The sequence below is a fragment of the Pantoea sp. Cy-639 genome (assembly GCF_011752525.1).
GTDB lineage: Bacteria > Pseudomonadota > Gammaproteobacteria > Pseudomonadales > Pseudomonadaceae > Aquipseudomonas.
Genome location: NZ_VWXI01000001.1, coordinates 135905 through 157901, shown reverse-complemented (window position 1 = coordinate 157901; position 21997 = coordinate 135905). Strand labels below are relative to the sequence as shown.

The 21997-nt window shown below is 66.0% G+C and carries 25 protein-coding genes; 8 read left to right on the top strand and 17 right to left on the bottom strand.

Translation table 11 applies throughout. The features are described from left to right. Positions 1-185 precede the first annotated feature (185 nt). The 5 genes from F3J43_RS00715 to pvdM form a co-directional block, all read right to left on the bottom strand. Positions 186-1838: a cyclic peptide export ABC transporter gene (locus F3J43_RS00715; protein WP_166882905.1), complete on the bottom strand. Its 1653-nt coding sequence runs from the start codon at positions 1836-1838 to the stop codon at positions 186-188. Between the two features lie 14 nt (positions 1839-1852). Continuing rightward, complete coding sequence (locus F3J43_RS00710) at positions 1853-3190, bottom strand: lysine N(6)-hydroxylase/L-ornithine N(5)-oxygenase family protein (RefSeq protein ID WP_166882904.1); 1338 nt, start codon at positions 3188-3190, stop codon at positions 1853-1855. 111 nt (positions 3191-3301) lie between these two features. Beyond that, the gene (gene pvdO, locus F3J43_RS00705) at positions 3302-4168 is read right to left on the bottom strand and encodes a dihydropyoverdine dehydrogenase (protein WP_166882903.1); all 867 of its coding nucleotides are present in this window, start codon (positions 4166-4168) and stop codon (positions 3302-3304) included. Between the two features lie 14 nt (positions 4169-4182). Then, positions 4183-5460, bottom strand: coding sequence for a pyoverdine-tailoring periplasmic protein PvdN (gene pvdN, locus F3J43_RS00700; protein WP_166882902.1), 1278 nt, complete (start codon positions 5458-5460; stop codon positions 4183-4185). A 17-nt stretch (positions 5461-5477) separates the two neighbouring features. Then, a complete protein-coding gene (gene pvdM / locus F3J43_RS00695) occupies positions 5478-6830 on the bottom strand; it encodes a pyoverdine-tailoring dipeptidase-like protein PvdM (protein ID WP_166882901.1) in 1353 nt (450 codons plus the stop codon). A gap of 181 nt (positions 6831-7011) precedes the next feature. Here pvdM and F3J43_RS00690 point away from each other — a divergent pair, with 181 nt between their 5' ends. Further along, positions 7012-7446 carry a hypothetical protein gene (locus tag F3J43_RS00690; protein WP_166882900.1) on the top strand — a complete coding sequence of 145 codons (435 nt, stop codon included), beginning with the start codon at positions 7012-7014 and terminating at the stop codon, positions 7444-7446. Between the two features lie 69 nt (positions 7447-7515). Here the strand turns inward: F3J43_RS00690 and pbpG are convergent, their stop codons facing one another. Both pbpG and F3J43_RS00680 read right to left on the bottom strand, forming a co-directional pair. Continuing rightward, complete coding sequence (pbpG, locus tag F3J43_RS00685; protein ID WP_166882899.1) at positions 7516-8448, bottom strand: D-alanyl-D-alanine endopeptidase; 933 nt, start codon at positions 8446-8448, stop codon at positions 7516-7518. Positions 8449-8672: 224 nt separating this feature from the next. Beyond that, entirely contained in the window at positions 8673-8882 is a 210-nt protein-coding gene (locus F3J43_RS00680) for a DUF6434 domain-containing protein (RefSeq protein WP_166882898.1), read from the bottom strand. 172 nt (positions 8883-9054) lie between these two features. Here F3J43_RS00680 and F3J43_RS00675 point away from each other — a divergent pair, with 172 nt between their 5' ends. Beyond that, positions 9055-10293: an NADH:flavin oxidoreductase/NADH oxidase family protein gene (locus F3J43_RS00675; RefSeq protein WP_166882897.1), complete on the top strand. Its 1239-nt coding sequence runs from the start codon at positions 9055-9057 to the stop codon at positions 10291-10293. Between the two features lie 96 nt (positions 10294-10389). On the opposite strand, the gene F3J43_RS00670 is transcribed toward F3J43_RS00675, so the two are convergent. Together F3J43_RS00670 and F3J43_RS00665 are read right to left on the bottom strand one after the other, a co-directional pair. Beyond that, a complete protein-coding gene (locus F3J43_RS00670) occupies positions 10390-10575 on the bottom strand; it encodes a hypothetical protein (protein WP_166882896.1) in 186 nt (61 codons plus the stop codon). 103 nt (positions 10576-10678) lie between these two features. Beyond that, positions 10679-11023: a hypothetical protein gene (locus F3J43_RS00665; protein ID WP_166882895.1), complete on the bottom strand. Its 345-nt coding sequence runs from the start codon at positions 11021-11023 to the stop codon at positions 10679-10681. Positions 11024-11185: 162 nt separating this feature from the next. Here F3J43_RS00665 and F3J43_RS00660 point away from each other — a divergent pair, with 162 nt between their 5' ends. Beyond that, positions 11186-12007, top strand: a complete 822-nt coding sequence (locus F3J43_RS00660) for a shikimate 5-dehydrogenase (protein ID WP_166882894.1) — start codon at positions 11186-11188, stop codon at positions 12005-12007. Positions 12008-12031: 24 nt separating this feature from the next. On the opposite strand, the gene F3J43_RS00655 is transcribed toward F3J43_RS00660, so the two are convergent. From F3J43_RS00655 to F3J43_RS00645, 3 genes are all read right to left on the bottom strand, one after another. Beyond that, on the bottom strand, positions 12032-12274 hold the full coding sequence (locus tag F3J43_RS00655; protein WP_166882893.1) for a hypothetical protein: 243 nt from the start codon (positions 12272-12274) through the stop codon (positions 12032-12034). An 85-nt stretch (positions 12275-12359) separates the two neighbouring features. Continuing rightward, positions 12360-12887, bottom strand: coding sequence for a lactoylglutathione lyase (gene gloA / locus F3J43_RS00650; protein WP_166882892.1), 528 nt, complete (start codon positions 12885-12887; stop codon positions 12360-12362). Between the two features lie 228 nt (positions 12888-13115). Then, complete coding sequence (locus F3J43_RS00645; protein ID WP_286184299.1) at positions 13116-13520, bottom strand: histone-like nucleoid-structuring protein, MvaT/MvaU family; 405 nt, start codon at positions 13518-13520, stop codon at positions 13116-13118. A 311-nt stretch (positions 13521-13831) separates the two neighbouring features. Between F3J43_RS00645 and F3J43_RS00640 the strand changes: the two genes are divergently transcribed. Next, positions 13832-15121 (top strand): OprD family porin, encoded by a 1290-nt coding sequence (locus F3J43_RS00640; protein WP_166882891.1) that lies wholly within the window; start codon positions 13832-13834, stop codon positions 15119-15121. A 71-nt stretch (positions 15122-15192) separates the two neighbouring features. Continuing rightward, positions 15193-15942, top strand: a complete 750-nt coding sequence (cobF, locus tag F3J43_RS00635) for a precorrin-6A synthase (deacetylating) (RefSeq protein ID WP_166882890.1) — start codon at positions 15193-15195, stop codon at positions 15940-15942. 8 nt (positions 15943-15950) lie between these two features. Here the strand turns inward: cobF and F3J43_RS00630 are convergent, their stop codons facing one another. After that, on the bottom strand, positions 15951-16601 hold the full coding sequence (locus F3J43_RS00630; protein WP_166882889.1) for an ankyrin repeat domain-containing protein: 651 nt from the start codon (positions 16599-16601) through the stop codon (positions 15951-15953). 168 nt (positions 16602-16769) lie between these two features. On the opposite strand from F3J43_RS00630, the gene F3J43_RS00625 reads away from it, so the two are divergent. Further along, entirely contained in the window at positions 16770-17651 is an 882-nt protein-coding gene (locus tag F3J43_RS00625; RefSeq protein WP_166882888.1) for a LysR substrate-binding domain-containing protein, read from the top strand. A 141-nt stretch (positions 17652-17792) separates the two neighbouring features. Here the strand turns inward: F3J43_RS00625 and F3J43_RS00620 are convergent, their stop codons facing one another. Next, the gene (locus F3J43_RS00620; protein ID WP_166882887.1) at positions 17793-18356 is read right to left on the bottom strand and encodes a TetR/AcrR family transcriptional regulator; all 564 of its coding nucleotides are present in this window, start codon (positions 18354-18356) and stop codon (positions 17793-17795) included. Positions 18357-18446: 90 nt separating this feature from the next. Here F3J43_RS00620 and F3J43_RS00615 point away from each other — a divergent pair, with 90 nt between their 5' ends. Next, positions 18447-19178, top strand: a complete 732-nt coding sequence (locus tag F3J43_RS00615; RefSeq protein WP_166882886.1) for an SDR family oxidoreductase — start codon at positions 18447-18449, stop codon at positions 19176-19178. A gap of 27 nt (positions 19179-19205) precedes the next feature. Then, complete coding sequence (locus tag F3J43_RS00610; protein WP_166882885.1) at positions 19206-19799, top strand: 2-hydroxychromene-2-carboxylate isomerase; 594 nt, start codon at positions 19206-19208, stop codon at positions 19797-19799. Here F3J43_RS00610 and F3J43_RS00605 read toward each other — a convergent pair. From F3J43_RS00605 to F3J43_RS00595, 3 genes are all read right to left on the bottom strand, one after another. Beyond that, a complete protein-coding gene (locus F3J43_RS00605; RefSeq protein ID WP_205297548.1) occupies positions 19796-20086 on the bottom strand; it encodes a DUF7693 family protein in 291 nt (96 codons plus the stop codon). The two genes, F3J43_RS00610 and F3J43_RS00605, sit on opposite strands and share 4 nt — an antisense overlap. Before the next feature lie 7 nt (positions 20087-20093). Further along, positions 20094-20639 (bottom strand): cupin domain-containing protein, encoded by a 546-nt coding sequence (locus F3J43_RS00600; protein ID WP_023631327.1) that lies wholly within the window; start codon positions 20637-20639, stop codon positions 20094-20096. Positions 20640-20718: 79 nt separating this feature from the next. After that, on the bottom strand, positions 20719-21924 hold the full coding sequence (locus F3J43_RS00595; RefSeq protein WP_166882884.1) for an MFS transporter: 1206 nt from the start codon (positions 21922-21924) through the stop codon (positions 20719-20721). Positions 21925-21997 lie beyond the last annotated feature (73 nt).

The following is a 21997-nucleotide window of genomic DNA, read 5'->3' as shown; positions in this document are numbered from 1 at the left end:
GCTCTGTGTGAAGGGTTAGTTGTTGGTATTGGTTCTTATTCTCTTTATTTGACGCGCTGCAGCCAGGAAACCGGAAAAACTATTCAAAAAGATTTGTATTCGCGGTTATGCAGGCGGCTGCCGAGGTGGCCTGGCACGGCGCAGGAGTGGGTTCGGGCGGTGCGTGGCGCACCGCCCGGGAGGTTTCAGGCGTCGACGCCGCGCTCGCTGTGGACCCGGCCGGCGTCAAGGCGCACCAGTTGGTCGGCGACATCGAAATAGCGATCGTCGTGGGAGATGACGATGATGGTCTTGCCCAGGCGTTGCAGGTCGGGCAGCAGCTCGGTGTAGAACACCCGGCGGAAGGTCGGGTCCTGGTCGGCGGCCCATTCGTCGAACACCAACACCGGGCGTTCGTCGAGCCAGGCGTTGACCAGCGCCAGGCGCTTGCGTTGCCCGGTGGACAGGTCGGTGGTGGTGAAGCGCCCGTCGCGGATGTCCACCTTGTGGGCGATCTCCAGGCGCTCGAGATAGTGCCGCGCGCTGTCGGGGATCTGCCGGTCGTCGAGCAGCACGTCGTCGAACAGGTAGTAGTCGGCGAACACCGTGGTGAACAGCTGGCGGTAGTCGTCGCGGTTGCGCGCGTCGATGGCCTGGCCGTTGACCCGTACCTCGCCCTGCTGCGGCACGTACAGGCCGAGCAGCAGCTTAATCAGGGTGGTCTTGCCGCAGCCGTTCTCGCCGACGATGAAAGTGATCTCGCCTTGCCTGAAGGTCAGGTTCACCGGCCCCAGGCGAAACGGCTGCACCCCTTCGGCGGGGGCGAAGGCGAAGCCGACATCCTTGAGTTCGAGCAGGTCCAGCACCTGGCGGTTGGGCCCGGCATCCTCCAGCAGCAGGTGCGGCTCGGGCGAGGAAAAGCGCTCGGACAGTTCGGCGATGCGGCGGAAGGCGATCTGCGCCCGGCTGACGATCGGCAGGGTGCCGACCAGGTGTTCCAGCGGGCCCTTCATGTACAGCAGCACCAGCACGAAGCCGCTGGTGACCGCCGGGCTGGCGCTGGGCCACAGCGACTGCAGCACCAGGGCCAGGCCGATGACCACGAAGAACAGCATCGAACCCAGGCTCTTGGCGATGACGAAGGTGTTGATCGAGCGGACCTGGATATCGCGGATCTCGTCGGCGGTGTGGCGGATGCCCTGGTTGAACATGCGCTGGCGCCGCGGGCGCTGGATACGCAGTTCCTTGGCGCCCTCGGCGATGGCGTGGTAGTGCTTCTGCAGCCGGTCCTCGGCGTCGCGCGCCTGGTAGAAGCCGCGGATGCCGCGGGCGCGGGCGATGTACTGGATGGTCGTGCCGAGGGCGATGGCGGCCAGCATGATCAGGAACATCGGCCAGGACAGCAGGGCCAGGTAGCCCATGCAGCCGAGGGTCACGGTCAGCGAGATGGCCAGGGGCGCGAAGGCGAAGGCGAAGTCGCTGATGGTGTCGACGTCGTGGGTCAGTACCGGGATCAGGCGATGGCTGCGGTAGCGCTCGATCTGCTCGATCGGCGCCGACAGCACTTTCTCGCCCAGGCTCTGGCGCAGGCGGGCGATGATGTGCTGGCCGACATAGTTGGTGGCGATGTCGGAGCAGATGGTGCTGAGCAGGGCCACCACGCACAGCCCGGCGAAGGCCAGCACCACCGAACCGTTCAGGCCGCCTTCGGCGTGCAGGCCGTTGTTGATGGTGGCCAGCAGCGCGGTGACGCTGAGGCCACCGAGCATGCCGAGGCCGATCGACAGCGCGACGATCGGCCAGAAGGGTTTGAGCAGGGCGCACAGCTCGCGCAGCGCCCCGCGTGGTTGCTTGGACATGGACGGTTCCTGCTTCAGGCGCGGGACAGCGCGGCGGCTTCGAAGGACGGCTGGGCGAGTGGCTTGGCCAGGGCCTGGTACAGCGACTGGCCGATTTCCGCGGCGCGCACCGGCAGCACCGAGAGCAGGGTGTCGCTCAGGCCGTGGGAGGCTTCGCAGAACCCTTGCAGGTAGACGCTGGCGCCGAACTCCGGAGTGGCCAGGGCGCGGTAGTCGCGGTCGACCTCGAAGTCGCGCAGATGCTGTTGCAGCGGTGCCAGCAGCTCGCGGTGGGAGCGGCGTTCGTAGCCGGTGGCGAGGATCACCGCGTCGTAGCGGTGGGTCTGGCGCACGTCGGTGGCCAGGTCGCGCAGGGTCAGCTCGATGCCTTCGGCGGTATCTGCCACGGCCTCGATGTTGCGTCGGCAGAGCACGGTGTGGCGGTACTGATGGGCGACTTTCTGGCGGTAGAGGATGCCGTAGATGCGTTCGATCAGGTCGACATCGACCACCGAGTAGTTGGTGTTGTGGTACTCGCCGATGAGCTTTTCCCGTGCAGCGTGGGGCTGGTTGAACACCAGGTCGGTGTATTCGGGGGCGAAGATCTCGTTGACGAACGGGCTGTCGTCGGCCGGCTTGAGGGCCGAGGCGCGCAGGATCATGTCGACCTTGACCGAGGGGAAGCTGTCGTTGAGGTCGATGAACGCCTCCGCGGCGCTCTGGCCGGAGCCGACCACGGCGATGCGCATCGGTTTGCCCTGGGTGCACGGCAGGCGTTCGAGGGCACTCAGGTACTGGGAGTGGTGGAACACCCGTGGATCGTCCTTGAACGGGCAGAACACCTCGGGAATCTTCGGCGTGCCGCCGCTGCCGACCACCACAGAACGGGCCAGGCGCTGGTATTCGCGACCCTGTTGATCGCGGGAGACCAGGCGCAGGTGGTCGACGCGGCCGTCGCGCAGCTCGGGCTCGATGCGCAGCACTTCCTCGCCGTACACCGCCTGGGTGGCGAAGTGCTCGGCGGCCCAGCGCAGGTAGTCGTTGTACTCCAGACGGCAGGGGTAGAAGGTGCCGAGGTTGATGAAGTCGGCCAGGCGCTGCTTCTGGTGCAGGTAGTTGACGAAGCTGTAGGGGCTGGTGGGGTTGCGCAGCGAGACCAGGTCCTTGAGGAAGGAGATCTGCAGCTCGCTCTGGGTGGCCAGGGTGTTGCCGTGCCAGCGGTAGTCGCTCTGCTTGTCGATGAACAGCGCGTCCAGGGCGTGGCCGTTGGTTTCGGCGAGTTCTTCAAGGGCGATGGCCAGGGCCAGGTTGGAGGGGCCGAAGCCTACGCCGATCAGGTCGTGGATTGTCTCGGAGGTAGCGTGCTGGCTCATGGGTGCGGTTCCTTGGGTGATGGTGTGGGGGCGCCCGAGGCGCCCCGAGTCCTGCGCAAGTACACCGATTAGGACGAGCCGCGTTGGGTGGAATTTACCGCCGCCCGGCCTTCAGAGTTCGCGTGCCACGCGAAAGCCGAGCCAGTCGCCGCGGCGGCTGGCGGTGGCGTTGTTGCGGTTGCCCGAGCGCGAGAAGATCGGCGCCTCGCCCCAGTCGTTGCCGCGGATCGAGACGACCTCGCAGTTGGCCTGCTGCCAGGCGCTGCCGTCGGCCGGCGCGCCGATGTAGCTGTCGTGGTAGCAGTCCTCGACCCATTCGTAGACGTTGCCGTGCATGTCGTAGACGCCGAAGGCGTTGGCCGGGAAGCTGCCCACCGGCGAGCTGTAGCTGAAGCCATCCCTGGGCCCGTAGACGTTGGCGTGCCGGCTGATCTGGAACTCGCCCTCGGGGTCGAGGGGGAAGGGGAACAGGCCAGTGCTGCCGGCGCGGGCGGCGTATTCGCGCTCGGCCTCGCTGACCATGCGGTAACGGTGGCCGGTCTTGTTCGACAGCCAGGCCACGTAGGCCTGCACGTCGTGGTAGCTCATGCACACCGCCGGCTGGCGCGGGCCTTGCGGGTAGCTGGGCTTGCCATTGCTGCAGTGCCGGCCGGGGCGGTTGTCGCCATCGCCGATGACGGTGCCGGTCGCCTTCTGGTAGGCGGCCCACTCGCCGGCGGTGACTGGGTAGCGGCCGATGGCGAACGGCCGGGCGAAAGTCACCGGGTGCTGCGGGCCCTCGTCGTCCTGGCGGCCCATCTCGTCGGCCGGGGTGCCCATGGTGAAGGTGCCGGCGGGCAGCACCACCAGTTCCGGGCAGAGCGTCTTGCAGTCACGGAACACCGTGCCGGGCTTGGCCTCGGCGGTGGCGGCGAGCGCAGGCAGGCAACAGGCGGCCAGCAGGGCGGCCAGGGTCAGGCGGGGCAGGGTGGTTGGCATGGCAGGAACCTTGTTCAGAGTTGCTGGGCGACCAGGGTCATGACCCGGTCGATCTGCTGTTCGTCGTTGAGCAGGCTGGGGGCCAGGCGCACGACCGGGCCGACGTCGCGGTGCACGGCGTCGCTCATCACCTTGTGGCGCACCAGGTGCGCGGCGATGGCGTCGGCGTCCTTGCCGGGGATGCGGAAGAAGGTGAACCCGGCGGAAAACGCGGGGCTGCTCGGGGTCACCAGCTCGACCTGGCGATGCTCGGCCAGGCGTGCCTTGAGCAGGCTGTTGAGCTGGTGGATGCGCGCCTGGACATCGGCCTTGCCCAGCGCCAGGTGCAGCTTGAAGGCTTCGCCCAGGGCCCAGCGATGTTCGAAGGCGTGGTAGCCACCGGGGGTCATGATGGTGGCGAAGTCCTCGTCGCGGGAGAAGGTGGCGACGCTGGGCGTGAGGTGTTCCATGCGTGCCGAGGCGGCGCAGATGATGCCGGTGCCGCGCGGGCCGAACATCCACTTGTGGGTGCCGGCGATGAAGTAGTCGCAGTTGAAGTCGGCGAAGCGCGCGTTCTCCACGCCGAAGCCGTGCACGCCGTCGACCACGTAGAGAATGCGCTCGGCCTCGCTGCGCTCGCGGTTGTGCCGGCGTACTAGCGCGCCGATTTCGCCCACCGGCAGCTTGACGCCGCTGCCGGAATGCACCCAGGTCATGCCCAGCACCCGGGTCTGTGGGCGGATGTTGCGCTCCAGGGTGGTCAGCACCTGGTCGGTGGACACCTCCCAGGGCTTGTCGAACAGGCGCAGCTTGCGCACCTGGGTGCCTTCGCGGCGGGTGCGAAAGGCCAGGGTGCGATGGGTCGAGTAGTGCTCGTGCTCGGTGGTGAGGATCTCCTGGCCGGGGGTGACCTTGAGGCCGCCATAGATCATCGCCAGGCCCTCGGTGGTGCTGCCGGTCAGGGCGATCTGTCGCGGCCCGACTTCCAGGTAGCGCCCGGCCCAGTCGCGCACCTCGTCCTCGCGCTGCCATTCGTACTGGCTTTCCCAGTCCATCAGCGCGGCAGGGTTGCGGTCGAGATCGGCGCGGTGGCGGTCGATGGCGGCCTGCACCGGTTGCGGATGGGCGGTGACCAGGAAGTTGGCGAAGTGCGCCACCTCTGGGTCCAGCGGGAACAGCGCGCGCAACTGGCGCCATTTGTCGGCGCCGCTCAGTGGCGCGGGCGCGGGGCTGGCGGCCAGGGCGGCGGGCAGCAGTGGCAGGCCGGCGGCGACCAGCCCGGCCTGCTTGAGAAAGGTACGACGGTTGCTCATGCGCGGACGGGCCTTGTTCAGCGGGTGGTGGTGGCGACGGGGCGGGCGGCTTGCTGGACCTGGCCCCAGACCCGCAGGAAGTTGCCGGCCCAGAGCTTGGCGATATCGGTTTCGCTGTAGCCGCGGGTGAGCAGCTCGGCGGTCACGTTGCGGATCTCGCTGACGTCCTTCCAGCCCTGCAGGCCGCCGCCTTCGTTGAAGTCGGAGCTGATGCCGACGTGGTCGATGCCGACCTTCTTCACCGTGTAGTCGATGGCGTCGACATAGGTCTTCAGGGTGGCCTTGGGGTCTTCCTCGAGGATGCCGTAGAGGCTGCTGGCGTACTCGCCGAAGCGTTGCTCCGACCAGATGGCGATGGCCGGATCGCCCGGCATCAGGGCGTAGTTCAGGTCGTTCAGCGGACCGAGGTCGAAACGCGCGCGCAGGGCCTCGAGCTTGTCCAGCACCGGTTTGGCCGGGCGCTTGAGGTAGCCGCTGAAACCGACTACCTGGATCAACCCGCCGCTGTCCTTGATCAACTTCATCTCGTGGTCACCGAGGTTGCGGCGGATGTCCAGCAGACCGCGCGGCGCCGAGTGCGAGGCGACGATCGGTGCGCGGCTCAGGCGCGCCACATCCTCCAGGGCCAGGGTCGACATCTGTGACACGTCGATGATCACCCCCAGGTCGTTGAGCCGGGCCACGGCCTGCTCGCCGATGGGCGCCAGGCCGCCGAGGGCATCGGCGCTGTCGTTGAAGAACGGCATCGGCCGCGAGGAGTCGGCCCAGTCGTTGTTGCCGATGTAGCTGAAGCCGAACATGCGCATGCCACGCCTGGCCCACAGGTCGAGCTGCGACAGGTCGTCGCCCAGCGGGTAGGCGTTGAGCAGGCTGATGAACACGGCGAACTTGCCTTCGCCGTTGAGGCGGCGGAAGTCGTCCGGGGTGTAGGCAATGCCGACCTGGTTGGGGAAGTCGCGCACCAGGTTGCTGATGATCTGGTAGCGCACCTGCTGTTGGTGGCGCGCCTCGTCGACGAAGCCGGCGGTGGGCTTGTGCGGGGCGTTGGGGCCGTTCCACATCTCCGGCCAGGCGAGGATGGTCAGGGCCGCGCCGGACAGGCGGCCCTTGCCGGCCTTGACCAGGTCGAACTGGTACGGGCCGTCCTTGTCCGCCTCGCGGTCGTGGGTACCGAAGCTCAGCGGCACGGTGATGTGGCCGTCGAACGACAGCATGTGCTCGTGCAGGTCCCGGGCCTGTTCGACGATCTTGCGCGGGTAGCCGGCGTTTTGCTTCCAGTACAGGTAACCACCGGCGGCGCTGCCCAGGGCGACCGCCAGGGCCAGGGGCAGGCCGATGTACAAGGCTTTGCGGGAACGGGTCTTGGTCATTGCCATCTCGTTGCAGGGCTGATCGGATCGACCTGGCGGCGCAGGTGCGCGCCGGGGCAGGGTTCGGGTATCAGGTGGACGAGTGGCGACGGGGCAAATTTATCGATGTGCGGCTATCAAGTCCGGCACTGACTGGCCGATAGCCCGGACATTGGAAGGAACCACCGTGGAGGATTAGAGAATGGTAGGTATCAGCAATCTGAATATCAATGTCGCCAGCGGCCTGGCGGCGACCGCCCCATCGGGCGAGAAGGCCGAGACTGGCGTGGCGGCTCTGCACGTCGACATGTCCGGCCTGAATGAAGCAGCCAAGAAAACCGAGGATGCGAAGAAGGCCCAGAGCGGTGATCAGGAGAGCAGCGAGCCGTCGCACATCCAGCAGATGCGCCAGATGATCAAGCAGTTGCAGAAGCAACTGGCCGAAGAGCAGAAGCAACTGGCGCAGATCGCCTCGCAGAAGATGGACGATACTGCCAAGCTGGCGCTGATCACGGCCAAGCAGGCGAGCATCGCCACCCTCAGTGGCCAGATCCAGGCTGCCACCGCGCAACTGCTCGAGGCGCTGAGCAAGACCGGCGGCAGCAGCGCCGGTGGCATGGTCTCGACCCAGGCCTGATCCCGTGCCCTTCACCGGGCCAGGACTGCGACAAAAAAGAAGCCCCGCTGATGCGGGGCTTCGTCGTTTTCAGTCCTGGGCCAGGCGCGAACGGTTCTGCCGCTCGCTCTTGTACTGCATGGCCACTGCCGGCGCGGCCTTGGCATTGCCGGTTTCCAGCCACTGGCGCAGGCGGCTGGCGTCGGCGAAGTGGGTGTACTTGCCATAGGCGTCGAGGATCACCATGGCCACTGGGCGGTTGTCCATCCGGGTCAGCAGCACCAGGCAGTGACCGGCCTCGTTGGTGAAGCCGGTCTTGGTCAGCTTGATGTCCCAGTTGCTCTTGTTGACCAGGTGGTCGGTGTTGCGAAAGCCCAGGGTGTAGTTGGGTTTGCGGAAGGCCACGGTCTGCTCGCGGGTGGTCGACAGTTCGCTGAGCATCGGGTACTTGCGCGAGGCCAGCAGCAGCTTGGCCAGGTCCTGGGCGGTGGAGACGTTCTGCGTCGACAGGCCGGTCGGCTCGACGTAGCGGGTATGGCTCATGCCCAGGCTGCGGGCCTTGGCGTTCATGGCCTTGATGAAGGCGCCGTAGCCGCCTGGGTAGTGGTTGGCCAGGGTGTTGGCGGCGCGGTTCTCCGAGGACATCAGGGTGATCAGCAGGGTCTCGCGGCGGTTCAGCTCGCTGCCCAGCCGCACCCGTGAATACACCCCCTTCATCTCGGGGTTGTTGGCGATGGTCATGGTGAGCATCTCGTCCATCGGCAGCTTGGCGTCGAGCACGACCATGGCGGTCATCAGCTTGGTCACCGAGGCGATGGGACGCACGCGATCGGCGTGGTTGGAATACAGTTCCTTGTTGGTGTTCAGGTCGATCAGCAGGGCGCTGCCGGAGGCCAGGTGCAACTTGCTCGGGTCGCGTTGCGCCTGGGCCGGGGGTTGGTTCTGTGCAGCAGCGGTCGACGGCAGGGTCGCGGTACCTGTGAGCAACAGCAGCAGGCTGAGAATGGACAGGGAAGTTTTCACGTTGAGGCTCACTAAATGTTGGTATGTCGTTGGCTGTGCAAGGGTTTCCCCCCAGAAAACCGATGCATTCTGGATTATGGCCGAACGGCTGTCGAATGCCTTATATCCAAAGGGAGCAACGTGAACGAAATTTAATCCTGTACCAATTCTGTACCAATTACTTTCGCTTCGAGTTTCGCCAGTTCGGCCCAGTCGCTGGAGGAGTTCAGCCATTTGGCGCGGGCTCAGGCGAGATGGCGGCGACGCCATTCATCCGCTACATCGCCCATCGTCAAAGCCTCGCCGCGCTTGATCCAGGCCATGAAGGCGCGGTCGAACCTGAAGGTCTCGCCGCACTCCTCGCGCAGGAACTGGCGGACTCTCTGCGTATTGCGGTAGTGCTTGTCCAGCCGGGTTGCACGGGTGATTGGGCCTGCATGCCAGTCGAAAGTCATTTCCTGCTCCTTGGAAAAGCGAAACCCTGTTGGCCATCGAGCATAGCGAAGATTGCGCAGTACTGGCCGGCAGTACGTCTCGTCTGGCCGCTTGACCTTAAAGTTGACTTCAGGCTTAGCCTTCTCCGTACCTCGCGCCTGACCGTACCAGGCAGCCTACCCGGAGACCACCATGACACCATTCCAGCCCCTGCAACTGCCCAACGGCAGCGTCATCCCCAACCGAATCGCCAAGGCGGCGATGGAGGAAAACCTCGCCAACCTCGACCAGACCCCATCGGACGCCTTGCTGCGTCTGTACCAGGCCTGGGCCGAAGGCGGCGCGGGCCTGTTGCTGACCGGCAACGTGATGGTCGATGCGCGGGCCATGACCGGCCCGGGCGGGGTGGTGCTCGACGACAGCCAGCCGTTGCGCCGCTTCAGCGAGTGGGCGCGTGTCGGCCGTGCCCAGGGCGCGCAGTTCTGGATGCAGATCAATCATCCCGGTCGGCAGATGCAGGCCAGCCTCGGCCAGGACACGGTCGCGCCGTCGGCAGTGGCGTTGGAGATGGGCGGCCTGTCGAAGTTGTTCGCCCTGCCCAGGGCTCTGGACGAGGCCGGTATCGCCGAGGTGATCCAGCGCTTCGCCCGTACCGCGGCGCTGGCCGAGCAGGCCGGGTTCAATGGTGTGCAGGTGCATGCTGCCCACGGCTATCTGCTCAGTCAGTTCCTCTCGCCCCTGAGCAACCAGCGCCAGGATCGTTGGGGTGGCAGCCTGGAGAACCGTGCACGGCTGCTGCTGGAGGTGGTGAAAGCGGTGCGCGCGGCGGTATCGCCGGGCTTCGGCGTAGCCGTCAAGCTCAATTCGGCGGACTTCCAGCGCGGTGGCTTCGAGCCGGCCGATGCGCGGCAGGTGGTGCTGTGGCTCAATGAGCTGGCGGTGGACATGGTCGAGTTGTCCGGCGGCAGCTACGAGGCGCCGGCCATGCAGGGCGACTCGCGGGATGGGCGGACCCTGGCGCGCGAGGCGTACTTCCTCGAGTTCGCCCGCGAGATCGCCGCCATTGCCCGGATGCCGGTGATGGTCACCGGTGGCATCCGTCGCCTGCCGGTGGTCGAGCAGGTGCTCGACAGCGGTGTGGCCATGGCTGGCATCGCCACCGCCCTGGCCCTGGACCCGGCCTTGCCACGGCTCTGGCAGGCTGGTGAAGTGGCGGCGCTCGCGGTGTTGCCGGCGATCCGTTGGAAGCGCAAGGCCTTCGCTGCGCTGGCCTACATGGCGCTGGTCAAGCTGCAGATGCGCCGCCTGGCCGATGGCCGGCGTCCGGCACCGAATGCTTCGCCACTGCGGGCGCTGCTGCTGGAGCAATGCGCCACCCGGCGCCGCAGCCGTCAGTACCGTCAGCTGATGGCGCGTCGGGCGCAGGCCTGATACGACAGGTGAGGTTGTGAAGAAACCAAAAAAAAGCCCGCCAGGATGGCGGGCAACAAGAGGCGTAGGGAGCAACGCACAACAACAAATTCGGGTTCAGGCGGTGAAGTGGCCTTCGAGCAGGCGCTCGGCCAGGCATTGGGCCGAGGAGCGCGTGGTCAGCGGGCCGCTGATGGCCTCGCCGTTACGCATCAGGTACCAGCACGCCAGCAGGCCTTGTTGACGCAGGCTCGCCGGAACAGCGCTGCCGACGACGGACATGATCTGAATGTTGGGAGCCATGGTGGTACCTCCTGTGAACATGGGCCCACCTTACGCAGTCGTCGTCCGGCTTTGAAATCAATGTCCTCGATAGTGCCCATTACTTTTATCAACTATGCCGCGCTCACCAGCGGGGCGGGCCGTAGTACACCGGTGGCGGGCCGTAATAGCGGTGGTACACCGGTGGTGGGGCAGGCACGTAGCGTTCCACCACGTAGGGCTGGTAATACACCGGCGGCGGCGGGGCCTGCACATAGACCGGCGCGGGCGGCGGGTAGTAGGCCGGCTGTGGCTGGACATAGACGGTGCGGTCATGGCCACCGCTGACCGCCGCGCCGACGACCGCGCCGACCACCGCCGCGCCGATCACCGGCCCCGGGCCGTACCAGCCGCCGCCGTGGGCCGACGCCTGCCCGCTGATGGCCAGCGCGCCGACCAGCAGGGCGATTCCGGGGATGAGACGCTTCATGATCGTTCCTCGCAAGACAACCCCACGCTCGGGGCCTGCTTACTATGACCGTGGCCAACGTCAACTGCGTACAGGGGAACGGTAAAGGTTGTGTAAGGGGCGACCGGCGGTTGTCTCTGGTACGCTCGATCAATCGTTTCAGCCTGATCGCGAGGAGCGGCCATGAGCATCACCCCCAGCCGGGACACGGTCCTGTGCATTTCCCTCGCCGGACGCCCCGGCACCTTCGGCGTGCGCTTTCACAATCACCTCTACCAGCAGCTCGGGCTGGATTACTACTACAAGGCCATGACCACCCGCGACCTGCCGGCCGCCGTCGCCGGTATCCGGGCCTTGGGCATTCGCGGCTGCGGGGTATCGATGCCCTACAAGGAAGCCTGCATGGCGCTGGTGGACGAGATCGACCCTTCGGCGGCGGCCATCGAATCGGTGAACACCCTGGTCAACCAGGACGGTCGCCTCAAGGCCTACAACACCGACTACCTGGCGGTACGCCAACTGCTGGCGCGGCACCGCGTGGACCCGGCCACGGGGTTCGCCCTGCGCGGTAGCGGCGGCATGGCCAAGGCGGTGGCTTGCGCCCTCCGTGACGCCGGGTTCGCCGATGGCACCATCGTCGCGCGCAACGAACAGGCCGGCCGGCAGTTGGCGGATACCTGCGGCTACCGCTGGTTGCCGGCGTTGGGCGAGCTGTGCCCGCCGATGCTGGTCAACGTTACACCGATCGGCATGGCGGGAGGGCCGGAGGCGGATCAGCTGGCGTTCGCCGAGACCGCGATCGCGGTGGCCGAGCGGGTATTCGACGTGGTCGCCATGCCCTCGCGCACCCCGCTCATCCAGCGGGCCGAGGCGCTGGGCACGCCGGTGATCACTGGGCTTGAGGTGATCGCCTTGCAGGCGCTGGAGCAGTTCGTGCTGTACACCGGGGTGCGTCCCCGCGATGAACAGGTGGCAGCGGCGGTGGCGTTCGCCCGGGAAGGGTAAGGCCACCGTCACCCATGGGCTGTGTCAGAAGGCCTTGCGCCCTTCGTCCAGTTGCTGGTCGACCAGCGCCCGGCCATGGGCCAGGGATACGTGCTGGGCGTTTTCCAGGTCTGAGAAGAACTGCATCGGCATCGAAATGCGCCGGCTGGTGTGGCCTGCAGGATCGGTGATCAGGCATCCGGCGGCATAGGGCAGGGGAGAGTCGGGGTGGGGCATCACGCTGGCGGTGATGGTGTGGTCGCGGTATTCACAGTGAAGGGTTTGCATCGTCCTGACCTCGCTGTGGCTTGGAAGCAGTGTTACTTCCATATACCACAGCGAGGGGCCGGGAGTTCCCGGCCCGACGAATGCCTCAGTCCTTCAGGTCGGTCGGCTGGATCACTTCGACCCAGTAGCCGTCCGGGTCCTTGACGAAGGCCAGGTGCTTCATGCGGCCATCGCTCAGGCGTTTCTGGAACGGCACGTCGAGGGCTTCGAAGCGCTCGCAGGCAGCGCGCACGTCCGGCACCGAGATGCAGATGTGGCCAAAACCGCGCGGGTCGGTGTTGCCGTTGTGGTAGGAGAACTCGGGGTCGTGCTCGGTACCGTGGTTGTGGGTCAGTTCCAGCACGCCGGGGATCGACTTCATCCACTGGTGACGCGCGGCGTCGTCGGCGGGGATGGTCTTCGGGTCGACCAGGGCCAGGAAGTACAGGCTGAAGGCCGCTTCGGGGAAGTCGCGCTTGTCCACCAGGCTGAAGCCCAGCACGCGGGTGTAGAAGTCCAGGGACTTCTCGATGTCCTTGACCCGCAGCATGGTGTGGTTGAAGACGAAGTTGGCGGTGGCGGCATCTGGCTGGGCGGTGACGCCGGGCAGGGTGTGCAGATCGTGCAGGCTCATGGTGACTCCAGAATCGGGGCCGGGCCAGGCGGCGCCGGCGATGAAAACAGGTGGGCCATGATACGGAAGACTTGCGCCAGCGCAAATGAAAGCGCCCTGCACGAAGGCAGGGCGCTGGAATTAGAGGCCCGCATGTGCGGGCGCGTGATGGGGTCGCTAGTCCTTTAGCTGGTTTCGATAGTGCCCCCGTTCATGTGAAAAAAGTGTGAAGGGGGCGTCGAGGATTCATCAGCGCACCCAGCTTTCCACCGTCTGCGCACCGTACTGCTCCTTCCATGCCTTGAGACCGCGGTGGTTGCCGCCCTTGGTCTCGATCAGCTCGCCGGTGTGCGGGTTTTCATAGACCTTGACGACCCGCGGACGGCGCTGCTGCTTGGCGGCAGGGGCGGCGGGGCGGGTGGCGGCCTTGGGGTCGAGGATCGCGATGATGTCGCGCAGGTTCTTGTCGTAGCTTTTCATCAGACCGACTAGTTTCTGCTCGAATTCGATTTCGCGTTTGAGACCGGCATCCTTTTTCAACGCTTCCAGTTGTGCCATTTGTTCCTGAAGCGCTTTTTCGGCAGCACGAAATTCTGCAAGTCTGGACACTGTCATCACTCCTTTAAGTCTGCCGTGGCGGGACGTGACGAACATGAAGATGGATTAAACGTCGGCCACGCGGGTGGGTTCAGCTGTTCGCTGTGACTGAGTGTAGTAGTCGCTTGGAACGGGGTAAACAGCAAACTTTCAATCAATAAGCCGGGAACTTTGCAGGTTTTTCGTGCCTGACTCGAAAAAACCTACGGCAGTGTTCGCCTGTGCTTGTAGACCATGGTCCAATGGCTTGGACTAGAGCGGATGGTGGAAAATCCAAGATGATGGTCGAAGTATGTTCGTCTGTCGCGTAGTGCCGTGCGGATGAGCGCACGGATTGTTTCTTGCCCTTCTTTTGGATGTTTCTTCGCATGTTTGCCCCTTTCCCCCTCGCCCCCGGGCGCCGAGTTGCCGGCCTGTTCTTCCTGTGTGCCGGTGTCAACGCCCAGGCCGCCGGTTTTCTTGAAGACGCCAGTGCCAAGGTCGAAGCACGCAATGTCTATTTCAACCGGGACTTCCGTGACGGTCACAGCAGTTCCAGCCAGGGTGCGTCGAAACGCGAAGAATGGGCCCAGGGCTTTATTCTGAATGTTCAATCCGGCTACACCCAGGGCCCGGTAGGCTTTGGTGTCGACGCACTGGGCATGGTCGGTTTCAAGCTCGACTCCAGCCCGTCCGACAGCAACAGCGGCCTGCTGCCGTCCTCCGGGCACAACCCTCGCCACTCTGCCGACCAGTACGCCAAGATGGGTATCGCCGGCAAGGTGAAGGTGTCCGAGACCGTGTTCAAGTACGGTTCGATGATGCCGGATGTACCGCTGCTCAAGTACAACGATGGCCGTCTGCTGCCGACCATGTTCCATGGTGCCTGGCTGACTTCCGAGGAAGTGCGCGACCTGAAGTTCACCCTGGCCCGTCTGAACCAGTACACCGCGCGGGATTCCACCGATCGCCAGGACATCCGCGTGCATTGCAAGAACAAGCGCTATGCCTGCAACATCGAAGCCGACCACTTCGACCTGGCCGGCGTCGACTACCGCTTCAATGATCGCGTCAGCGCCCAGTACCAGGTGTCGAAGCTCGAGAACATCTACCGCCAGCACTTCCTCGGCCTGGTCGCCAGCCAGCCGCTGGACGTCGGTATGCTGTCTGCCGACCTGCGCGTGATCAAGAGCGATGACATCGGCAACGCCCGTGCCGGGCACATCGACCACCGCGCCTTCAGCGGCATGCTCGGCTACAGCCTGGGCGGCCACAAGATCAGTGCCGGCTGGCAGCGCATGTTCGGCGACAGCGCCATGCCGTACCTCGACGGCACCAATCCGTACCTGGTCAACTACGCTCAGGTCAACGACTTCGCCGCGGCCCAGGAGCGCTCCTGGCAACTGCGTTACGACTATGACTTCAAGGCCCTCGGCGTGCCCGGCCTGACCTTCTTCACCCGCTATATCAACGGTGACAACATCAAGGTCCCGGGCAGCAACGCCGAAGGCAAGGAATGGGAACGCGACACCGAGTTGAAGTACCAGGTACAGAGCGGCACTTTCAAGGACGTCAGCGTGCGCCTGCGTAACTCGACCTATCGCAGCAACTACGAGAAGTGGGCGCGCGACATGGACGAGACCCGGGTCATCGTCAGCTACAACTTCTCGATCTTCTAAGGCCGCGCCCGGCTTTGCCAGATGCCGGCGCCCGGTCGACAATGACCACCGGCATCCAGGCAGGGCAGGCAATGAAGCAGCTTCTACTGATCGGAATCGGCCCGGGCGATCCGCGCCAGGTCACCTACGAAGCCGTGGAGGCGCTACGGCGCGCCACGGTGTTCTTCGTGCTCGACAAGGGCACGGACACCGGCGAGCTGGTGCAACTGCGCAAGGCCATACTCGAACGCTACCTGCCCCAGGCCCGTTACCGGCTGGTGCAGGTCGCCGACCCGCGTCGCGATGGCGAGGCGCCGGATTATGTCGCGGCCGTGCAGCAGTGGCATGCCCAGCGTGCCAGTCTTTACGCGCGGCTGATCGACGACGAGCTGGGCGAGGGCGATGTCGGCGCGTTCCTGCTCTGGGGTGACCCGGGGCTGTACGACAGCACCCTGCGTATCATCGAGCAGGTACGTGAACATGGCATCGCGCTCGCGCTGGAAGTGATTCCCGGCATCAGCAGCATCCAGGCCCTGGCCGCGCGCCACCAGATCCCCCTCAACCGTATCGGCGAGCCATTGACCGTGCTGCCGGGCCGCCGCCTGAACGAACAGGCGACGCTCGACAACGTGGTGGTGATGCTCGACGGGCGCTGTGCGTTCGCCACCCTGGACGATCCCGGGCTGGTGATCTACTGGGGCGCGTACCTGGGGACGGCGGACGAGCTGCTGGTGTCCGGCCCGCTGCTGGAGGTCCGGGAACGGATCCTCGCGCTGCGCGAAGCGGCGCGTCGGCGCAAGGGCTGGATCATGGATACCTACCTGCTGCGCCGGGAGGCATGAGCGGCGCGTCAGCGCTCGAGCAATGCCTGCATGGCGCGGTAGCCACGCTGGCGGGCATGTTCCAGCGCGGTCACGCCTTCCTTGTCGGTGATCTGCGGGTCGGCGCCGGCTGCCAGCAGGCGGCGCACGATCTCCACGTGCCGCGGGCCGCCGTCGCCGAGGATCACGGCTTCGAGCAGGGCGGTCCAGTGCAGGCGGTTGAGGTGATTGACGTCGACCCCGGCGTCGATCAGTGTCTGCACGGTCTCTACGTGGCCGCGTTCGGCGGCGGGAATCAGCGCGGTGCCACCATAGCGGTTGGTGCTCCTGAGGTCGGCGCCATGTTCTAGGGTCAGGCGCAGAATGTCGTTCAGGCCCCGGGCGCCGGCGAACAGGTAGGGGCTGTCGTGGATGTTGTCCTTGGCGTTGACGTCGGCACCGGCCTCGATCAGTGCCTTGGCGGCGTCCACGTGGTTGCCATGGGTCGCCACCAGCAGGGCGGTCTGGCCCTGATCGTCGCGGGCATCGGCATGCGCGCCTTCGGCGAGCAACTGGCGGATGGCGGGGGCATCGCCGCGCTGGGCGGCGCTGAGCAGTCGGGTGTCCATGGCGGTGGTCTCGGCGTGGGCGGCAAGGCTGGTGAGCAGGGTCAGCATCAGGGCTGCAAGGGGCAGTCGCATGGTTGCGGGTCCTTGTTGGGGTGCGGTCCATGCTAGGCAACTGGCGGCCCTGGCAGAAGTGAATTATCTGGATGGCAGGCAGTGGCTGGGCAAATGCGCCTTGTCGGTTGCCCGGTGCCGGGGGGCGTGGTAGAACGCAGGCTTGTCATTCACTAGTTGAATATCCAGATGTCCATCAGCGCGAAATCGAATAGGGCCCTGTTCGACCTCGACCTGCTGCGCGCCATCGTCGTGGTGGCCGATTGCGGCAGCTTCACCACGGCGGCCGCGCGCCTGCATTCCACCCAATCCACCATCAGCCAGAAGGTCCGCCGCCTCGAGGAAATGGTCGGGCACCGTCTGCTGGTGCGCGGCAATCGCGACGTGCTGCCTACCGACGCCGGTCAGACCTTGCTCGGCTATGCCCGCCACATGCTGTCGCTGAACGACCAGATGCTCGAGGCCCTGGCGGGAGCGATGGTTGGCGTCACCGTGCGCCTGGGCGTGCCCGAGGATTTCGTTGGTGGGCGTACCACCAATGCCTTGTCGGCGTTCAGCCGGCGCCACCCGCAGGTCAAGCTAGAGGTCACCAGTGGTCTGTGTCGCGACCTCAGCCAGGCCTACGACAACGGCGAGCTCGACCTGGTGCTGCTCAAGCAGCGGCGCAACAGCCGCGAGGGCGTGGCCTGCTGGCCGGAGCGCCTGCAGTGGATCGACAGCGCGCGGATGCCGGCTTTCGAGCTGGACCCGGTACCGCTGGTGACCTTCCCGCCGCGCGGGCTGTACCGTGACGACATGATCAATGCCATCGAGGGCATGGGCCGGCGCTGGCGCATCAGCTTCACCAGTTCCAGCCTCAGCGGCATCCAGGCCGCGGTGGCGGATGGCATGGGCATCAGCCTGCTGCCACCACGGGCGGCGACCCGCGAGCACCGGGTGCTGGGCGTGGAGCAGGGACTGCCGGAGGTGGACAGCTACGAGATCGTGATCGTGCACCGGCCGACCGCCGATGTGATGGTCAAGACCCTGGCCGAGGTGCTCACCGAGCTGCTGGCGGCGCACGCGCTCTGAGCATCGCCCGGTGTTTCAGCGTGGCCCGCCGGCGCCACGTTCGCGCAGCGCCTTGGCCACCTCGGCCTCGATCTTGTATGCCGGGCCTTCCAGGCTGTTGTGGTCGCGGGTGTAAGGGTCAGCAGCAGGTCAATCAGGGCGCTAGCGAACCTCATCGAACATTTTGTCGAGCAGTGCGCGACTGGCATCCAGCACCTGCGCCTGCACCGGTTCGCTGGCCAGCATGCGGCCGACCACCAGCGCGCCGACGCACTGGCTGAGCAGGGCCCAGGCCAGTTGCGGGTCGTCCAGGGTCTCGCTCCAGGCCTGGTGCAGTTCGACCAGCCAGTGTTCGGCCTCTTCGCGTACTGGTTGTTCGGCGCGGGCGATCTCCACCCCCAGTGGCGGCAGCGGGCAGCCGCCTTCGGCATTGTGCAGGTGGGCCAGGCTCAGGTACTGCTCGAGCAGGCGCTTGAGACGCTGGCGGTCGGGGCCATGGCGGGCCTGGCGAGCGAGCGGGCTGTTGGCCAGTTCGCGGCGCACCACCTCGGTGAACAGGTCGTCCTTGGACGGGAAGTGGTTGTAGAAAGCCCCCCCGGTCAGGCCAATGGCTTTCATCAACTCGGCCACGCCGGTACCGGCGAAGCCGCCACGCTTGGCCAGTGCGCCGCTGCTGGCCAGCAGTCGGTCACGGGTCTGTTGCTTGTGTTCGCTGCTATAGCGCATCCGCGCAGCCTCTTCTGGCCTGACTTGACGATGGCGTGATCGTAGCATAGCGTTCGTTTACTAAACGATCATTCATCAATGGAGCGGTCCATGGCAGAACAACAAAAGGTCGTGCTGGTGATCGGTGCCGGCGACGCCACTGGCGGCGAGATCGCCAAGCGTTTCGCCCGCGAGGGGTACGTCGCCTGTGTCACCCGGCGTCAGGCCGACAAGCTGCAGCCGTTGCTCGACGAGATCCGCGCCGCGGGAGGGCAGGCCCACGGCTTTGCTTCCGATGCCCGTGACGAGCAGGCGGTGGCCGAGCTGGTCGAGACCATCGAACGCGATATCGGCCCGATCGAGGCCATGGTGTTCAATATCGGCGCCAATGTGCCGTGCGGCATTCTCGAGGAAACCCCGCGCAAGTACTTCAAGATCTGGGAAATGGCCTGCTTCGCCGGTTTTCTCTGCGCCCAGGCAGTGGCGCGACGCATGGTCGAGCGCGAGCGCGGCACCATTCTCTTCACCGGCGCCACCGCCGGCACCCGTGGCGCTGCCGGCTTCGCGGCCTTCGCCGGAGCCAAGCACGCCCTGCGCGCCTTGGCCCAGAGCATGGCGCGGGAGCTGGGGCCACGGAACATCCATGTCGCCCACGTGGTGGTGGACGGCGCCATCGACACCGCGTTCATCCGTGACAATTTCCCTGATCGCTATGCGCTCAAGGACCAGGAGGGCATCCTCGATCCGGCGCATATCGCCGACAGCTACTGGTTCCTGCATGCCCAGCCACGGGACGCCTGGACCTTCGAACTGGACCTGCGGCCGTGGATGGAGCGCTGGTAAACCCTGTACTCATACAAGGATCGAATCATGAGCAAGACCGTCGAGTTCTTCCTGGACCTGGGCAGCCCGGCCACCTATCTGGCCTGGACCCAGTTGCCCACGTTGTGCGCACGTCACGGGGCACACCTTGAATACCGGCCGATACTGCTGGGCGGGGTGTTTCAGGCCACCGGCAACGCCTCGCCGGTGATGGTGCCGGCCAAGGGACGCTACCTGCGCATCGACCTCAAGCGCCATGCCGATCGTTATGGCGTGCCGTTGGCGCTGCCGCCGGGATTCCCGGTCAATACCCTGCTGCTGATGCGTGGGCTGATCGGCACCCAGCTGTTTGCCCCGGAGCGTTTCGAGGCACTGCTCAAGGTGTTGTTCGAAGGGTTGTTCGTACACGCGCGCAACCTGTCGGAGCCGGCGATGCTGGACGAGACCCTGGCCCAGGGCGGTCTTGATGCCGAAGCGTTCCATGCACTGGCCGCGCGGCCCGAGGTCAAGGACGCGCTGCGCCAGGCCACCGAGCAGGCGGTCGAGCGTGGACTGTTCGGGGCACCGACGTTCATCGTCGAGGGGCAGATGTACTTTGGCCAGGACCGCCTGGATTTCGTCGAACAGGCCCTGGCGGGCTAGGCCCCGAGCAACTGCTCGAGGCGTCCGCGCTCCCAGATGCTCAGGTGGTCCACCGGGTTGGTGCCATAGCGCGGCCAGTCTTCCAGGCTGGCCTGGCGGCCGTCGGGGGCGCGGCAATGACGGCAGCGCGCCAGCCCTTCGGCGTCCAGTTGCAGGGTCAGCCGCCAGTCGTCGATGCGCAGTTCCACGCAACCGTCTGCATGGCGGGCCAGGGGGACCAGCGGATGGATGCCCAGGGCGGCGTCGCGCAGGCACTGGGCGACTTCACGGCTGCTGGGGACGGACACGGTGGCGTCAGAAGTTCGCCGGGGTATTGGCGCTGATGATTTCCGCTTCGTCGGGGCCGATGTTCTTGAAGCTGTGGGGCAGGGTGGTGGGGATGTAGTAACCGTCACCGGCGTTGAGAATGCTCACCTGGCCGTCGACCCACAGCTCCAGGGTGCCACGGGTGACCAGGCCGCATTCTTCGCCTTCGGCGTGCACGATCGGCTCGCCAGAGTCGGCGCCCGGGGCGTACAGCTCGCGTAGCATGCGCATCTGCCGGCCTTCGACGCTGGCGCCGACCAGCAGCATGCGCAGGCCGTTGCGGCCCAGGTCAGGCTGCTCGCCGCCACGGAACACATAGCGCTCTTCCCGGACCGGCTCGTCGAAGCTGAAGAACTCCGCCAGCGACATGGGAATGCCTTCGAGCAGTTTCTTCAGGGAACTGACCGAGGGGCTGACGCGGTTCTGTTCGATCTGCGAGATCGTCGAGTTGGTCAGGCCGCTGCGGCGGGCCAGTTCCCGTTGGGAGAGGTTGTTGCGTTCACGCACCAGTTTGAGTCGTGTCCCCGTGTCCATAGCCGCCTTGTTTGCAGAGGTGTCAAAAATAATGGGCGACGCATTAAAACACACTCTGCGCCGGTGCGCGCTGTGCTTGTCAGTGGCGCTGGTCGGCCGGTGCCGGCCAGAGTCCGACCAGCAGCAACAGTACCCCCACGGCGACGAACGGCAGGCGCGGGTCGAGGGCGTAGACCAGGGTCCCGGCCAGTGGCCCGATCACCGCGCCCATGCCTTGGGCGGCTCCCACCGAGCCCGCCGTGGCGCCCTGTTCGGAGGCTTCCATGGCATTGGCCGCCAGGGCCGAGAACGCCGGGAAGACGAAACCCATGCCAAAGGCTGCGACGAAGAACGCGGCCCACAGCCAGAGCGCACTGGTGGCCAGGGCGGCCGAGGCGAAGCCCAGCCCGGAAACGCAGGCGCCGATGCGGATCATCTTCAACGGCGGCCACTCCAGCTGGCGCAGGAACACTTGGGCCAATACCAGCGCCACACCAACGGTAGTCAGGGCGATACCGGCGGCCTGAGCGGCGTCGGCCGAGGCCAGTTGCAGGCGATCGAGGGCGAAGAAACCGACGGTGATCTGTGACACGGTCACGCTGAGCATCGCGCTGAAGGCCACCAGCAGTGGCCGGCGCAGGCGTGGGTCGGACAGCCGTACCGGGCTGGGCGCATGACGTTGGGGCAGAGGCTGCGGCTTGAGCTTGAACAACAGCACCAGGAAGGCCACGGCCGGCAGCAGCGACATCAGGTAGAACGGCAGGCTCAGGCTGAAGCGCGACAGCAGCGCCGCCAGCGCGGGCCCCAGCACCAGCGCGACAGCGTTGGCCGCGCCCAGCGAGGCCATGGCCCGGGCCCGTCGCTGGGGTTCGATGTGGTCGGCGATCAGTGCGTTGCCGCCCACCGGCAACGCGGCATAGAACGCGCCGATCAGGCCGCGCGCGAGCATCAGCCCGAAGAACGCCAGGGTCGCCCCCGGCAGCCAGCGCAGGGCGCCGTCGATGAACAGGCACAGCAGCCAGTAGGCCAGGGTGAAGCCGGCGCTGCCGAGCAGCAACACGCGGCGTCGGCCGTAGCGGTCGGCGGCCCGGCCCCAGGGCCGGGCGAGGATCACCCAGACCACGCCGGCCACGGTCACCGCCGCGCCGGCTTGCCAGGTGGCCATGCCGAGCAGGCGGGCGATGGGGCCGATGAGGGCGACGAAGGCCATCATCGACATGGTGCAGGCCATGTTGACCAGCATCAGCGGACGCAGGTCCAGGGTGCTGGCAGGGGTGAAGGCGGCAGGATCCTTTGCGACGTTCATGGGGGTCCAATAGCAGCGACGAAATGAGCGCCGATCTTAGTGACAAGTGTCCATCGCTGTCGACCCGCGTCTT